The following is a 15,638-nucleotide window of genomic DNA, read 5'->3' on the forward strand; positions in this document are numbered from 1 at the left end:
CCTAGCGATTCCTGAGCAGAACCGTGCTCTGGAACTGGCGATAGAGCTTGCTATCGGTCTGGGAGTTGCTGATATCGGTGCCGCTACAATTCTTGACAGCGGAGGCCTTGCTGATGCCTGCGTCGGCCATCTCGGTACGCAAGATCAGACAAAGTTGTACTGCTACGATCTGCACACTGGTGACGCCTGTTGGTAGCGTGGTGACATAACTGTCTGCGACACAGTCGCGATTCGCGCCAGCACCTCCGCACCGATAGTCATCTGCTAGTGTGTTTGGGGCGGCTGCAGTATCGATGCCGTACATGACCTGAAAATCGACCACTTCGGTACCGCGGCCTCCGGTCTGTGTGGCAATCCAGTCGGTGGTAACGGGGGTGGTGCCACTCGTAATACAGCTCAATTTGCTGCTGGCAAATTGAATGGTAAGCGTGGTGTCAGTTCCGCTAGTGATGGCGGCCCCATTGCAGTTGACAATATTTGTGCCATCCCCTTTTGTTCTGAGGACGAATTTTGTCGAAGGAGTGGTTGCATCAGGGGCTATGCGATCTGCTGCAAGTGCCTCACTGGGAGGGCGATAACCCGCCTGGGATATCAGGCGCTGCAGCATGGACAGGGCAAATCGCCCATCTTCGGTGAGCCGCGCCTGCATTTCCTGAGTGCGGTTGGTTTGGCGGGTGCCTATATATATCTGAACAAGTGCGACCACCACCAGCATTGACAATACCAATGCCACCATCAGTTCGATCAGCGAGAAACCCGGCTGTCTTTTATTCATCATTCGATCACCACAGAGTAGCTGGTGTTGGTGTTGCTGGATTGGCTACGGTCGTCCAGCCAAGTGATGGTAAGGGTGTAGCGGAAATGATCGGCATAATTACCAGCAGCGCTGGTCAGCGTATAAGTTGCCTCAGGCAACTGAGTGCGCAGGAGTGTGTTCCAATCAGTCATTTCCGTACTGACACGATAGGCCTGATCTGTTGAATCTTGAGCAGAACAAGTTACCGTGCTTTTGTCTGATGTGTTTTGCACGCACTTGGAAAAGTCTGGTGGGGTGGCGGGTTTGACTTCCGAGGTCGAATCAGCCAGAAAGGGCGAGCGATTTGCTCTAATTCGTTCGCCAAGGTTGGTAGCGAGATCGGCAGCGATACTGCGGTAATAGCTGCTCTGACTCATCATCAGGGTTTTGGCTTGAAGGGCTGCAAGGCCCACTAAGCCCAGCACCAGAACAGTGATCGATACGAGCACCTCGATGAGCGTGACCCCAGCTTGGGAGCGGCGGGCTAACATTTCGTATTCCTTGCTGGTCATCATGTGCAGGTAGTTGTGCCGATGGATTTTGTGGCGCGCCCGGAGGCGGATACGCTGACCGTCTGTTGCTTACGCCCGCTGATACACAGAGTGAAAGTGCTTACCGCCGTCACGCTACCCAGCGTGGCTGAGTATTCGACCTTCGTGTCTGAGTTGGTGACGCTGACGCCCGAGCCGGTCGGTATGCGTTTCAGGATGTTGCTCCCCTCTGCGATCAACCAGCCGTTGCCCCAAGAGGCTGTAGTCGAGCATGCTGCTAAAGCAGAGTCCGTGTCCGAACTGTTTGCTGGACACAACTTGACGACCTTGCGTTGCTGCACAGCTTCCTGCCGAGCAAGATTCAGGGCGGTCACCAGTGCGTCAGACTGAGCTGATAGTCTTGAATCGCGCACCATATCCATCATGCTTGGAGCCGCCAAGGAGGCCAATACGGCCATCAGCGCGAGCGTAACCATCAATTCTATGAGGCTGAAGCCTCTGGATTCCTCTGAGATGGGGCTGCAGAAGACCCTCACTTGAGTTCCTTCCATGTGCCGGTTTCAACGCGGACGCCGGAGGCTGGACCTAGCATCCGGTCACGGTCGATGGTGTCGGTACCGATCGTGCCGCTTAGCACGACTCCTTTTCCGGATGAGTAATACTTAGCTGCACGATACACCGCCATTGAGTTGACTTCGCGGAGGGCTATCTTGCTGCCCTCAGCGCCGTAAGCTCCGTCTGTTGTGAGCTCAACGACTGCGCTTTGATCCGCTACGAAAGTGAGTTCTGTGGGCATGCCGCTGCGATCAAACCCGCCCGCATAGGCATTGCCGCTTGTGAAGGGGATCTGGTCTGCAGTTGTAGATTTGTCGTCTCCATCAATATCTACGAAGCTGTATTCACGACCGGTGCGGCTCTTCGGAGTGGAGCCTGTGAGCGGGTTGAGGCCCATGATCCAGCCCTTTCCTCCTGGAGTGCAAACTTCTCCAGACTGCACGCTGCCGGTTCCAAAAAGTGCTTTGTCTGCATACACCATTGGTGACGTAACGAGGCGCTCTCCGCCAGGAAGATCAATGTACCAGCCACGTTTAACGCCTAGATCCACCGTATTGGCTGACATCTTGCGATAGGTGCCCGCGCGTTTTCCAGTCGCGCTCATTGTGTAGGTGCTATCAATGGTCTGTGCCACGAGGCTGGACTTTGCTGCGGTGCTAACTGCGCTCTTGAAGTTATCGACTACACCGTAAAGAGCCTGCGTTCTGGTGTCGGTCCTATCGGTATCGAGCAAAAGCTTGCCGCTACCAAAAATTACCATCACCTCACCATCGGTGCCGGTCGGGAAAAGACCTGGGCGCTGCACAATCGGCTGTGTGGTGCCTGCGTCAAAAAGCGGGGTGGTGGAAACTGAAAAAGCTGATGTACTTGAACTTGTCAGATCAAAACGCCACACCTTCCCATTAAGATCGCCCGCATAAACGTAGTCGACGATCCCATCACTGTCGTAATCCCAGCCCGCCGGGCTAGATAAACCACTGCCAAGCTCTGTTGTGCCATTTTTGACTTCAATTTTTTTGATCAAGGCTCCGGTGTTGGCATTTACGATGAATAAGGCAGAGCCTTTGCTGCTTGTCTTCTGGCCGCCACCATTGCTACCTGTGTCATCGAAGTCGCTTTCGTAGCCATTGCTGAAAATGATGGCTGGTGTTGCTGTTGTCGCCGAGGTGCGTACGTTGTAGATAATCGGTGTGCTGAAGCTATAGCCGATTTGAGCATCGCGCTGGTCGTTCCATTCCCATTTCACGGCGCTAGCAGCTCCGCCTGTCAGTGTGCTTGAAGACGTTACATCCAGAGCGTAATAACCTTGCCCACCCTGACCAAGTCCTCCAGCAAGAATGGTTCTCCAGTTGGAAGTAGTGGTCTTTCCATCTGAAGAGGTAGTTGGGAAGTTGACATCTTCGCGCCGTGAGCTGCCATTTACGAAAAATGCGTGAGGCGTGCCAGTTGCCTGCCCGTAATCGGTTTTTGGCAAAGACTTAAGATTGCGATACACCGCATGCGGCACATAACCCATCAATTCAGTCATCGTGCCGATGTCGAAAGCGTGCATCATCCCGTCGTTGGCTCCGACCAGCACAAGGTTGCGCGAGGCGGTGTCTGTTTTGAACTGGGCGTAAGTGGGGTCAGTAGTAAAACCGGACGATTGCGCGATGATGGTGGGCTGCGCGTCGACCATGTCCCCCAGTTTTCCGTTGGGACGGCTTCTCAGGCCTGTTACGTCTTCACCACGAATCCATTTGATCGTGTTTTGGCGTTCCGTGGCGTCAGCGCCCAAGCCCGCCTGCTGACTGGTGCTCATCAAACCAAGATTTTCAGAAGTAAAATCGAAAGTAGATGTTGAGCTGGATGTGACTTGGCTTGTGTAGATTTTGCGTGATGCAGCAGCCGGAATAATAGCTTTCGGCGTGCTGCAGTCTCCTGTGATCGTTCCACTCTTGTCTAGGTTTTTGCAGCGTAATTCGCCATACCAGCCTTGCGGATTAAATACAGGTTGAATTGCGACGTTGCTGGCATAAGCCACCTCACTGCGCGTGGCTACGCCGCCCGCATTTGAAACCGAGGCTACGATGTCATTGATTGCATTCGTCAAAGCGGCATTTAAGGTCGCTTCGTCCGTTGGTTTGTAGGATTTTCCGCCTCCAACGGTAGCTGCAGCAGCCAATACAGGATTGTCTACGGAGAAACCGACCGTGTAGGTAATCAAATTCTGTTTAATGAACTTAGGATCGTCATAGGATTTACTGTCGCCGTCTGTTCCGCCGACTTTTAGATCCGAAATATAGGCATACTTTGCAACGTCCCTGATAGCACGAAACCAGTTGTAACCATCCTTACTCGTATCGTCGTCGAAGCCTGGGGTTCCTGTGGAGCCTTCCAATGTTGCAGGGCAGGTGACGGTCAGTCCGTCGTCGGCTGCAGTGTCGGCACTTTTGCAGATAGAGAAATTTTTGCTGACAGCATCACCATTACTTTTTCGGGCGGTATAAGACAGCGCGGAGAGTCCTGCACCGGGGAGAGTGTCTTCATCAGTTGCCATGCCGTCAGTAATGACAAGCACAAAATTTTTCTGGCAGCGATACTGGATTGGGCTTGTGTAACTTCCACTCCAAGTGTTGTAGAGAGATGTCTCCCCCTTGAAGTAACGCGTGATTTCCGTAAGACCTTCACCGAGTGGAGTGGACGTGCGTGCCCACATATTGCTGATGGCTGTATTGAGAGTTGCCTTGTTCGTATCCGTCATATCAGCAACTGGAGCTCGCAGCTTAGCGCCGACGCCGCGAGTTGCATTGCTGGCGTTGAGTTTTTCGTCCTGAAAAGTGAATAAACCAAAGCGCACGCCCGGGTTGTTGGCGACAACATTCCTGGCAACCCGTTTTGCAATATTCATCTTTGTGTCTGGAGACACGGTTTCACTGTCAACAGCGTCGCGAAAGCCTTTAATGTTGTCGTTGATGCATTTGTTGTAGCCGCCAGATTGGGTGTCAGGGTTGCACTTGCTGGTTTGTACCCACTTGTTGTTGCTGTCTTGCCCCATGCTCCCAGAAGTGTCGATGTAGAGCAGTACGTTGGGTGTGACCGAATTCGATAGGGTCGGGGGGAGCGCAGGATAAAACTCAGATCCTTGTGCAAGACGTACCCCGAAGGTTGCCGGGAAGGCCAGTGCGATGGAGAGAGATAGGGTGCTGAGCTTGAACTGTGCGCGCTTCATGGCGACCTCGCTGTCTGGTGTTGCGTTTGTGCCTAGCATTGCAGTTGCTGCATGACATGGCTTGCTTAAGATTGCCTGAGTTTTGGTTGTTGAAATGGCAAATTCAACAAAATCGCGACAAAGGGGCGTATGTTCCTGACGGGTGGATCTGTGTCTAAGGTGGTTGAGCAATCTCGGTTGTTCGCATACAATCCGCCTCCTTCGCTGCTGTAGCTCAGTTGGTAGAGCAACTGATTCGTAATCAGTAGGTCACCAGTTCGATTCCGGTCAGCAGCACCAGTTTTGCCTAAAGGGTCACTTCGCAAGAGGTGGCCCTTTTTGTTTGCCCAAACCGGCCAAATGGCAGGGCGGGGAAGGGGAGTGGTGCGGCCCGGATTACCTTCCAGAGCCTTCTTCCTGCCTGCATTGTGGCTGCCGATTTCGTAAAGAAAAGCTTGCCTTGTCCCAATGGGCGGTACGCCGAGACAGAAGAGCAATCCTGACCGTCGGGCGGTTCTGGGCGTAGATTCGTGGTGCAAATTTCCGCCCATTTCTGCTCGTTATCCGTTGGGCAGGTGCATTTCCGGTGTGTCGCGCGGCGGTTTGACGGCGTGTGGCCGATGTGGTGGGTCAAGGATGCTTTGATCTTTGTGGCGCGAAGCGCTGTTTAGCCGGCTCTGGATGGGCGTTTACGGGTAAATTCACGCTTTCGGCCGAATTTCGGTCAAGCACTCCGGAAACACCCCGCCCAATGTTCGAACAAGCCTTCAAGAATATCGATGACGCCCTCTGGAAAGAGAGCGGCTGCACCACCGAGCTGGACTACACCGAGCAAACCTCCTGGCTGCTCTTCCTCAAGTATCTGGACGGGCTGGAGCAAGACAAAGCCTCCGAAGCCATGCTCGAAGGCCGCGCCTACAGCTACATCCTCGACCCCGCCTACCGCTGGAGCACTTGGGCTGCGCCCAAAGATGCCGAGGGCAAGCTCGACCACAACGCCGCACTCACCGGTGATGATCTGGTCGACTTCGTCGATCGCAAGCTCTTCCCCTATCTGCACGGCATCAAGCAGCGTGCCTCCAGCCCGGACACCATCGAGTACAAGATCGGCGAGATCTTCGGCGAAATTAAAAACAAGATCCGCAGCGGCTACACCCTGCGCGACATCATCGATCACATCGACGAGCTGCGCTTCCGCTCGCAGGTCGAGAAGCACGAACTCTCCGCGCTCTACGAAGAGAAGATCAAGCGCATGGGCAATGCCGGGCGCAATGGCGGCGAGTACTACACTCCGCGCCCGCTGATCCGCGCCATGATCCGCGTCACTGCCCCCAAGATCGGCGAGCGCATCTACGACGGCGCCTGCGGCTCGGCCGGCTTTCTGTGCGAAGCGTACGACTACCTAAAAAATCCCGTTCGCCCTGAGCCTGTCGAAGGGCAACGTGCTCCCAGCCTGTCGACCAAAGACCTCGAAACCCTGCAGACGCGCACCTTCTACGGCAAAGAGAAAAAGAGCCTCGCCTACGTGATCGCGATCATGAACCTGATCCTGCACGGCATCGAAGCGCCCAACATCCAGCACACCAACACCCTCGCCGAAAACCTCGCCGACGTGCAGGAACGCGACCGCTTCGACGTGATCCTCGCCAATCCGCCCTTCGGCGGCAAAGAGCGGCCCGAAGTGCAGCAGAACTTCCCGATCCGCACGGGAGAGACCGCCTTCCTCTTCCTGCAGCACTTCATCAAGATGCTGCGCGCCGGTGGCCGCGCCGCCATCGTCATCAAGAACACCTTCCTCAGTAATTCCGACAACGCCTCGGTCAGCCTGCGCAAGCTGCTGCTGGAAAGCTGCAATCTGCACACCATTCTGGACTGCCCCGGCGGCACCTTTCAGGGTGCAGGCGTCAAAACCGTCGTGCTGTTCTTCGAGAAAGGCGCCCCCACGCGCCACACCTGGTACTACCAGCTAGCCCCCGGCCGCAACATGGGCAAGACCAACCCGCTCAACGATGCCGATCTGGCCGAATTCATCGAGTTGCAAAAAACCTTTGCCGCTTCGGACAAGAGCTGGCGCGTGGACGCCACCAGCATCGCCACCGCCAGCTACGACCTCTCGGTGAAAAACCCGAACGGCGGCGAAGCCGTGGTGCATCGCAGCCCGCAGGACATCCTCGACGAAATTGCTGCGCTGGATGCCGAGAGCGCCGAAGTGCTGGCGAACATCAGGACGATGCTATGAGGGAGCAGTGGGCAAAGGTTCGTCTCGATGATTTGACGGAGCAGGACTCGCCAATCACTTACGGCGTAATCAAGCCTGGAGACGAAGGAACTGTTCGGTTTGTGCGCGGCGGCGACATATCGGATGGGTGTGTTCTGATTGGTCAGCTTCGAACAATAACGGCAGAAATTTCGGAGCAGTACTCGCGTACCCTGTTGAGGGGCGGAGAATTGCTGATGTGCCTTGTTGGCCAGCCCGGACAAGTGGCAATCGCTCCCGACACCTTGGCTGGCGCAAACATTGCCAGACAGGTGGGACTGATTCGACTGCGCTCCGAATTCAACGCTGAATTCATCAAGTACTTTCTCCAATCTCCGGATGGTCAAGAAAGTCTTGGTGCGCACACAGGCGGTTCGGTGCAACAGGTAATAAATCTGGGCGATCTTCGAACTGTTGAAATTCCGTTGCCTTCCCCCGCTGAACAACAACGAATCGTCGCCATCCTCGATGAAGCCTTTGCCGGCATCGCCACCGCCCGCGCCGCCGCCGAGCAAAACCGCCAAAACGCCCGCGCCCTCTTCGAAAGCCATCTCCAAACCGTCTTCAGCCAGCCGGGTGAGGGGTGGGTGGAGAAGAACTTTGCAGATGTCTGTGAAATTTCCTCCGCATTGGTTGATCCGCGCAAAGCAGAATTTTTGGACTTGCTGCATGTGGGTGGCGCCAACATCGAATCCAAAACCGGCGGCCTGCTTGAGCTGAAGACAGCCAGAGAGGAAGGACTAATCTCGGGCAAGTTCATTTTCGATGAATCAATGGTGCTCTACAGCAAAATTCGTCCGTATCTAATGAAGGTAGCTCGTCCTGATTTTCGCGGGCTTTGCAGTGCGGACATCTACCCACTGTCCGCCAAACAGGGCCAAGTAGATCGAGATTACTTATTCCACCTGCTTCTATCACCAGCCTTCACCGACTATGCGAACGCTGGGTCTGCTCGTGCAGGCATGCCGAAAGTGAATCGCGATCATCTTTTTGCATACCGTTGCTACTTCCCTCCAGTGGAAAAGCAGGCTGAACTTGCTGCGTTGCTTGATGAGTTGCACGAGGAAACCCAAAACCTCGAAGCCCTCTACCAGCGCAAGCTCGAAGCGCTGGACAAGTTGAAGCAATCCCTGCTGCATCAGGCTTTCAGCGGCGAACTTTAGGAGACGCGCGATGAGCCTGCCCTTCCGCCACTCCGCCGCCTTCGGCAAACGCATCGAGTTCTACATCGTGGGGCTGATGCTCAAGGAAGGGCTGGATGTGTATCTGCCGCTGGTGGATGACGATGCTATCGACGCAGTGGTGAAACGCCCGGACGGCCGCTTTGTAGAAGTGCAGATCAAGGCGCGCTCGAAAGATGTGAGTTTTGGCGACGCGGCCTTGTTCGCGGCGCTGAGCCACGAGCAGCGCCCGAACTACTGGTTCGTGTTCTATTCCGACCTGATGGAGACGATGTGGATCATGTCGTCTGCAGAATTCATCGCGGAGTCGCACCAGAACAAGGAAGGCAAGAACGTGGGCAAGCGCTCGATCTGGTTCAACGGCAAGAACACCAAGGCGCAAACCCAGCATGTGAAGCCGCAGTTCGAGAAGTATGTCGCGACGAGTTTTCGCCGCATTCTTGAAGACGACCCCGACCAATAGTGATCAGCCATGAGCAAAGACGACCACAAGATTGATGCCGATGACCGCTGTATTTTCGATGTCCTGAACGAACGCAAATACACCGTGGACTACTTCCAGCGTGAGTACAGCTGGGAGAAAAAGCACATCGAACAGCTGGTGACAGACCTGAGCGCGACATTTCTGGATGTCTACCAGGATGGCGATGCGCGTACGGCAGTTGAGCACTACAACAACTACTACCTCGGGCCCTTTGTGGTGAGTAGCAAGGATGGGGCGCGAAGCATTATCGATGGACAACAGCGATTGACCTCGCTGACGCTGCTTCTGATCTTTTTAAACAATCTTCAAAAGGAGCTGGGTGGCAAAGAATCCATAGAGCCCTTGGTGTTCTCGGAAAAATACGGCAAGAAATCTTTCAACATCCAGGTCGACGAGCGGATGGCATGTCTAGAAAAACTGTTCCTCGAAGGGTGTTACGAGGTGCAGCCGGGGGACGATGAATCGACGGTCAACATGGCCGATCGATACATGGATATCAAAGAGGCGTTTCCTGAGGAGTTGAAGGGCGCGGCTTTTCCGTACTTCCTGGACTGGTTGAAGTACAACGTGATCCTGGTAGAGATCACCGCGTATTCCGATGACAACGCTTACACGATTTTTGAGTCCATGAATGATCGGGGCTTGAATCTGACGGCGACGGAAATGCTGAAAAGTTACATCCTGTCGCGCTTCAGTGAGCAGAAGAGTCGGGACAAGGCCAACACGTTCTGGAAGGGCGCCATCCAGAGCCTGCACGCGCAAAGCAAAGAAGAGGATCAGCGATTCATTCAGGCTTGGTTCCGAAGCCAGTACGCTGACACGATCCGACAGGGCAAAGCTGGCTCGTCAAACGAAGACTTCGAGAAAATCGGTACGCGCTTCCATAACTGGTTCCGCGACAACCTGAGCAAAGCCAAACTCAAGGCGAACTCAACCGAGGATTTCCAGAAGTTCATCCACACAGAGCTGAAGTTTTATCTGCAGGCTTATCTCAACATTCTTGATGCACAGAAGGAAGAAAAACCAGGCTGGGAAAGGGTTTTCTATCACAGTCACTGGGGCGTGGCGGACTCACTTAGTTTGCCGCTGATGCTGGCACCGCTGATATCTTCCGACGACGCCGAGACCGCCAGACTCAAGATCAACATGGTCGCGCAGTACCTGGAAACCTTTGCGGTGCGAAGAGCCATCAATTTCAGGAATTTTGGCGCAAGCTCGATTCGCTACACGATGTACTCGCTGGTCAAAGAGATTCGTGGAAAGGACTTGCTTAGCCTGCGCGAAGCTCTGGGCAAAAAGCTGGAAGAAATGCCGGAAAAGTGGAATGGTCTGGCCCAGTTCAGAATGCATGGACAGAACCGCCATTTTGTAAAGTTCCTGCTGTCTCGAATAACGGGGTATAGCGAGCAGCGCTCTGGCCACTCAAATAATTTTTCGTCCTACTTCATCAGGCAGGGTGATTCCAAGCCCTTTGAGGTCGAGCACATCTGGGCAGACAAGTTCGACCAGCACCGGGATGAGTTTGATCAGCAACATGAGTTCGATGCTTATCGGAATCGGATTGGTGATCTGTTGCTTCTCCCCCGAGGCACGAACCAGTCATACGGTGCCATGGCCTATGCCGACAAGGTGAAGCACTACCTGAAAGAAAATTTGCTGGCGAAGTCTCTGCACCCGCAGGCTTACGAAAACAATCCGAATTTTCTGAACATGATTGAAAGCCTAGAGCTCAAGTTCAAGGCACATGCCATGTTTCAGAAAGCAGATATTGATGCTCGCCAGCAATTAATCCAGCAGATTTGCGAACGGATCTGGGTTTGGGAGGGTCAGTCATGAACGAAGCCGAAACCCGCGCCGAACACATCGACCCTGCCTTGGTGGCAGCGGGCTGGGGCGTGGTGGAAGGCAGCCGCATCCGCCGTGAGTACCCGATTACGCTGGGCCGCATCGAGGGTGCGGGCAAGCGCGGCAAGGCGCTGACGGCAGACTATGTGCTGGAGTATCGCAACACCAAGCTGGCGGTGGTGGAGGCGAAGGCCTGGGACAAGGCGCTGACCGAAGGCGTGGGCCAAGCCAAGGATTACGCGGGCAAGCTGGCGATTCGCTTCACTTACGCCAGCAACGGCCAGGGCATCTACGGCATCGACATGCAGACCGGCACGGAAGGCGAGTTGCTGGCCTTCCCCTCGCCCGAGGCGCTGTGGCAGGCGACCTTTGCCACCGAGAATGCTTGGCGGGATCGCTTCGCCGCAGTGCCCTTCGAAGACAAGGGTGGTTACTGGCAAGGGCGCTATTACCAGGACATCGCCATCGAGCGCGTGCTGGCGGCGCTGGCGGAGGGGCAAGACCGCATTCTGCTGACGCTGGCGACCGGCACCGGCAAGACCTTCATCGCGTTTCAGCTGGCGTGGAAGCTGTTTCACAGCCGCTGGAATATCGGCGACTGGAAAGCTGTGGGCGAACCCATGCGCCGCCCGCGCATCCTGTTTCTGGCGGATCGCAACATCCTCGCGAATCAGGCCTACAACTCGTTCTCGGCCTTCCCTGAAGATGCGCTGGTGCGCATCGCGCCGGACGAAATCAGGAAGAAGGGCAAGGTGCCGAAGAACGGCAGCATCTTCTTCACGATATTCCAGACCTTCATGAGCGGGGCCGGTGACACACCGTACTTCGGTGAGTACCCGCCGGACTTCTTCGACTTCATCATCATCGACGAGTGCCACCGGGGCGGCGCGAATGATGAGAGCAACTGGCGCGGCATTCTCGAATACTTCGCGCCAGCCGTGCAGCTGGGCCTGACTGCTACGCCGAAGCGCCGCGACAACGCCGACACCTACGCCTATTTCGGCGAGCCGGTGTTCATCTATTCGCTCAAGGATGGCATCAACGATGGCTTCCTCACGCCCTTTCGCCTGAAGCAGATCGCGACCACGCTGGACGACTACGTTTTCACGGCTGATGACACGGTGGTAGAAGGCGAGATAGAGGCCGGCAAGCGCTACGAAGAGAAGGATTTCAACAAGATCATCGAGATCAAGGAGCGCGAGAAGAAGCGCGTCGAGATCTTCATGAACGAAATCGACCAGCGCGAAAAGACCATCGTATTTTGCGCCACGCAGACCCATGCGCTGGCGGTGCGCGATCTGATCAATCAGGCCAAAACAAGCAGTGACCCGAACTACTGCCAGCGCGTGACCGCCGAGGACGGCGGGCTGGGCGAGCAGTGGCTGCGCGACTTTCAGGATAACGAGAAGACCATTCCGACCATCCTGACGACTTCGCAGAAGCTCTCGACCGGCGTGGATGCGCGCAATGTGCGCAACATCGTACTGATGCGGCCGGTGAATTCGATGATCGAGTTCAAGCAGATCATCGGGCGCGGCACCCGGCTGTATGACGGCAAGGACTACTTCACGATCTACGATTTCGTGAAGGCGCATCACCACTTCAGTGATCCGGAATGGGATGGCGAGCCACTGGAGCCGGAGGCTTGCACAAAGTGCGGCAACCAGCCTTGTACCTGCGAAAAGCCGACTCGCCCGCTTTGCCCTGTGTGCGGCAATCAGCCCTGCACCTGCCCGCCCGAGCCTTGCGCGGAATGCGGCCAGCGGCCCTGCGTGTGCCAGAAGAAAAAGAAGGCCAAGGTAAAGCTGGCGGATGGCAAGGAACGCCAGATTCAGCACATGATGGCAACAAGCTTCTGGCACCCGAACGGCACGCCGATGTCTGCGGCGCAGTTCGTGAGTGCGCTGTACGGCCAGCTGCCGGAGTTCTTCAAGGATGAAGACGAGCTGCGCGCCATCTGGAGCGCGCCCGACACCCGCAAGAAGCTGCTCGCCGGCCTGGAAGAAAAGGGCTTCGGTCACGACCAGCTCGCGGAGATGCAAAAGATCATCGACGCCGAAGACAGCGACCTCTTCGACGTGCTCGCCCACATTGCGTACGCCGAAGCGCCGCTGACCCGCGAGGAACGCGCCGAACGCGCCAAGGTGGTGATCGGCACCGAGTTCAGCAGCAAGCAGCGAGCCTTCCTGAGCTTTGTGCTGGCGCATTACGTGAGCGTGGGCGTGGAAGAACTCGATGAAGAAAAACTCGGTCCGCTGTTGAAGCTTAGGTACAACAACGCGATTGCAGATGCGCTGGCGGATCTAGGGCCTGCGGATCAGGTGCGGGGAGCGTTTGTGGGCTTTCAGCGCTACCTGTATCTGGGATGATCTCTATAAGTTAACTGATGCTTGGTTTTGCTCGTGATTTACTTGGTCGGATGAAGCGATAGGCGTTCACCGAAAATGCGCTTTGAGGGGCACAAGGGGGCGGGAGGGGATTACGCTTATTAGGAGGCTTTGCGCTTAAACCAGCGGTTTCGGAAGCCCATCTTTGAATCAAACCGATTCGAAAATGCAGATTCCATTTGCATGGTGAGTGCCCCGGCTACAGCTACCTGATCGAATAGCAATGGATCCATGCAGGTCAGTGGCTGCCGTATGACCGAGTCAAAAGTCTCTCCTGTGATTGAGTCGAAGAACTGCTCATATTTTGTGACAATTTCTTTGTCGGCAAGAGATTTTGCAAGCAGCTGAATGATGTAGTCCAGCCGTTGAAAGGCTAGTTTTATTTCAAGGGCTTTTTGTGCGGATGGCACACTTTGGCTAGGCTCAAGCAAGTATTCTCTTGAGGCGGATACCAGCGAATCAATTTCCCTTGAAAGCTGCTCAAGTCGAGATCGGGCCTCTTTTCGCCGCTCTCGTTCAGTGGCATGGTGTGCTGCGACGGCCCATCCGACGGCTGCTATGACTGCTGGAATTACTGCAGGCAGGTAGCTCGATATGGGAAGGGCAATGCTTGGTGGTACAGGCGCGCAGGATGGCTTAATGGTCTCGGCTTTGAGGCCCAATCGCTCCGTGTTTATCGCAGGGGGCGGCAAACTTTGCCCTTCTTGCGGGGAAGGGGCTGAAGCCAAAGCCTGTTGTAAGTGGTTGGTCGTTTCTTGAGGCGCTGGCGGCGAACTGGCCGCTTGGGAGGGGGCCGAGATTTTCGCCGCTGGGATATTGGCTGGTTGGGATTGCTTCAACGTCTTTTTGCCGCGTCATCTATGTAACGCCACACTCGGCTCTCGTATAGAGGGGATGTGCGAGCTTCAACCTTCAACTTCTTACGTACGTCATCCGGGGAAATGTGGCATTCACGGATAAGCCCGCCAAACGCCTCTTCCAAGAACGATGAGCCGTAGCCTGTTGTTCCATCAAGGACCACCTCTACTGAGTCAAAGCTTATGAGGGCAGGGGCCAAGAGCTCGTCTCGGAATCTTTGGCCAGATGCCGGGCCATCAGTTAAGTACCGCCCAGCCGGCGTTTTTGAGAAGTCGCTGGCAATGACAATTTTTTTGCTATTCATGGTTCACCACCTGTCCTTCGAGAGGGAGATCCCACATCACTAACGTTCCTTTGATGGGGCGTTGAAATTTGCCTCTCCTATCCACCCCATCTGACGCAGAGTATCGATAGCTTCCTTTGGAACTGTAGATCGCCAGCCCTCCTGAGGATAGATTTTTGCAGAAATCGAGCATTTCTGGTAGCCCCTTACCTCTGTGAGCAAGTTGCGTGCCAGACCTTTCGCTGCCAACAGCCGCCTCAATCATTTTTCCATCGCGCCAAACGCGGCCCGCAAGATAGTCTGCTAAATCAGGCCTGTCACGAAGGTGGGCTGGGATTCCGATGCCCAGATCGCAAACGACAACAAATAACTTCCCATCTTGGGGTTTTGAAAACATCCACCAAGAAGAGTCGGGTGCCCGCACTCTCCGCCCTGACGGGTACTCGTATGCATGCTGAACTACGTTTGTTACCGCCTCATTCAGGCAGTCCCCAAACATGCCACGGTGAGGGTGATCGACGTCAGGTATCGCGCCTTCCATCAATTGTTGCCAATATTGGGGGGTGGCATGCGAGCCCTTGAAAAAATGCCAGTGCTTAACCCTTTCGTGAGAAACCGTCAGGCGTGGTGAAAGTTGCATTTGTTCCAATAGTCCCACATGTTGAAACAATTCTTCGACAACTTTATCTCGTGGATAGTTGCAGGAAACCTTGTCGCCGTATAAGCCCCGCCACCTGTCGATGTGGGCAAGGAAATAGAGTGTCCCGCAGGGGTGAAGTTCCTCTGTCTCGGCGAAGTTGATTTTTACCCGGCACTTTGCCAAAAGCTGCTCTTCAATCATCCGGAGGAAATGCAGCAATACCCTTCGGTTGTCCTCGTCGATAAGACGGAAAACTCTCGGGGCATGCACGATTGACCGCACAATTAGTCCGCCAGAGTAGCGACGCCTATGCTTGTCTATCCCCGCTGCGCGCAATTGGCGGCGCTGCTGATATAGCTGTTGGCGGAATAGCCAATCTATTCTCTTGGGGTTACTTGCTCGACGCATAGGTTGCAGGTAAATGCAGATTAGCCTGCAATTGTAGCAATTAATGGGGGTGGCAATGTATTTCAATGCCGACATCCTACTGGCCCGACCTCCTGATCAACCACGCTGAAGTGGTTGTATAGCAGTAGATGTTGCGTTCAGTTGCATATCATTTCTTTGCGGTCAGTACCGCAACTTCTGAAGCCCCGTCTGGCAACCTCCTGACGGGGCTTTTTCGTTCACACAACAGAGAAGGATTGATATGTGCCCAGTGTTCTGCGCGC

At 55.0% G+C, this 15,638-nt stretch carries 12 protein-coding genes and 1 tRNA gene; 6 read left to right on the forward strand and 7 right to left on the reverse strand.

The features are described from left to right. Nucleotide 1: 1 nt before the first annotated feature. Genes Q3Y64_RS00110 through Q3Y64_RS00125 form a run of 4 tightly spaced genes read right to left on the reverse strand, consistent with a single transcriptional unit; the run spans nucleotide 2 to nucleotide 5,053 of the window. Entirely contained in the window at nucleotides 2–778 is a 777-nt protein-coding gene (locus tag Q3Y64_RS00110) for a PilW family protein (RefSeq protein ID WP_303559239.1), read from the reverse strand. Beyond that, entirely contained in the window at nucleotides 775–1,311 is a 537-nt protein-coding gene (gene pilV, locus Q3Y64_RS00115) for a type IV pilus modification protein PilV (protein WP_101942271.1), read from the reverse strand. The genes Q3Y64_RS00110 and pilV overlap by 4 nt, the downstream gene beginning before the upstream one ends. Next, entirely contained in the window at nucleotides 1,308–1,838 is a 531-nt protein-coding gene (locus Q3Y64_RS00120; RefSeq protein WP_101942272.1) for a GspH/FimT family pseudopilin, read from the reverse strand. Before Q3Y64_RS00120 ends, pilV begins: the two co-directional genes overlap by 4 nt. Further along, nucleotides 1,820–5,053 (reverse strand): pilus assembly protein, encoded by a 3,234-nt coding sequence (locus Q3Y64_RS00125; protein ID WP_303559242.1) that lies wholly within the window; start codon nucleotides 5,051–5,053, stop codon nucleotides 1,820–1,822. The genes Q3Y64_RS00120 and Q3Y64_RS00125 overlap by 19 nt, the downstream gene beginning before the upstream one ends. A gap of 203 nt (nucleotides 5,054–5,256) precedes the next feature. Here Q3Y64_RS00125 and Q3Y64_RS00130 point away from each other — a divergent pair. From Q3Y64_RS00130 to hsdR, 6 genes are all read left to right on the forward strand, one after another. Further along, nucleotides 5,257–5,332 (forward strand) — tRNA-Thr (locus Q3Y64_RS00130). A gap of 451 nt (nucleotides 5,333–5,783) precedes the next feature. Then, the gene (locus Q3Y64_RS00135) at nucleotides 5,784–7,271 is read left to right on the forward strand and encodes an N-6 DNA methylase (protein WP_303559244.1); all 1,488 of its coding nucleotides are present in this window, start codon (nucleotides 5,784–5,786) and stop codon (nucleotides 7,269–7,271) included. Continuing rightward, nucleotides 7,268–8,452 (forward strand): restriction endonuclease subunit S, encoded by a 1,185-nt coding sequence (locus tag Q3Y64_RS00140; RefSeq protein ID WP_303559246.1) that lies wholly within the window; start codon nucleotides 7,268–7,270, stop codon nucleotides 8,450–8,452. Before Q3Y64_RS00135 ends, Q3Y64_RS00140 begins: the two co-directional genes overlap by 4 nt. A gap of 10 nt (nucleotides 8,453–8,462) precedes the next feature. Continuing rightward, nucleotides 8,463–8,933, forward strand: a complete 471-nt coding sequence (locus Q3Y64_RS00145; protein ID WP_303559248.1) for a hypothetical protein — start codon at nucleotides 8,463–8,465, stop codon at nucleotides 8,931–8,933. A gap of 9 nt (nucleotides 8,934–8,942) precedes the next feature. Beyond that, nucleotides 8,943–10,790 (forward strand): DUF262 domain-containing protein, encoded by a 1,848-nt coding sequence (locus Q3Y64_RS00150; protein ID WP_303559249.1) that lies wholly within the window; start codon nucleotides 8,943–8,945, stop codon nucleotides 10,788–10,790. Continuing rightward, complete coding sequence (gene hsdR / locus Q3Y64_RS00155; protein WP_303559252.1) at nucleotides 10,787–13,168, forward strand: EcoAI/FtnUII family type I restriction enzme subunit R; 2,382 nt, start codon at nucleotides 10,787–10,789, stop codon at nucleotides 13,166–13,168. The genes Q3Y64_RS00150 and hsdR overlap by 4 nt, the downstream gene beginning before the upstream one ends. 119 nt (nucleotides 13,169–13,287) lie before the next feature. On the opposite strand, the gene Q3Y64_RS00160 is transcribed toward hsdR, so the two are convergent. Genes Q3Y64_RS00160 through Q3Y64_RS00165 form a run of 3 tightly spaced genes read right to left on the reverse strand, consistent with a single transcriptional unit; the run spans nucleotide 13,288 to nucleotide 15,441 of the window. Next, nucleotides 13,288–14,025 (reverse strand): hypothetical protein, encoded by a 738-nt coding sequence (locus Q3Y64_RS00160; protein ID WP_303559253.1) that lies wholly within the window; start codon nucleotides 14,023–14,025, stop codon nucleotides 13,288–13,290. Then, nucleotides 14,022–14,348, reverse strand: coding sequence for an STAS-like domain-containing protein (locus Q3Y64_RS19460; RefSeq protein WP_368506631.1), 327 nt, complete (start codon nucleotides 14,346–14,348; stop codon nucleotides 14,022–14,024). Before Q3Y64_RS19460 ends, Q3Y64_RS00160 begins: the two co-directional genes overlap by 4 nt. Continuing rightward, nucleotides 14,341–15,441, reverse strand: a complete 1,101-nt coding sequence (locus tag Q3Y64_RS00165; RefSeq protein WP_303559255.1) for an ATP-binding protein — start codon at nucleotides 15,439–15,441, stop codon at nucleotides 14,341–14,343. The genes Q3Y64_RS19460 and Q3Y64_RS00165 overlap by 8 nt, the downstream gene beginning before the upstream one ends. Between the last annotated feature and the right edge of the window lie 197 nt (nucleotides 15,442–15,638).

The organism is Uliginosibacterium sp. 31-12, assembly GCF_030548425.1.
Lineage (GTDB): Bacteria > Pseudomonadota > Gammaproteobacteria > Burkholderiales > Rhodocyclaceae > Uliginosibacterium > Uliginosibacterium aquaticum.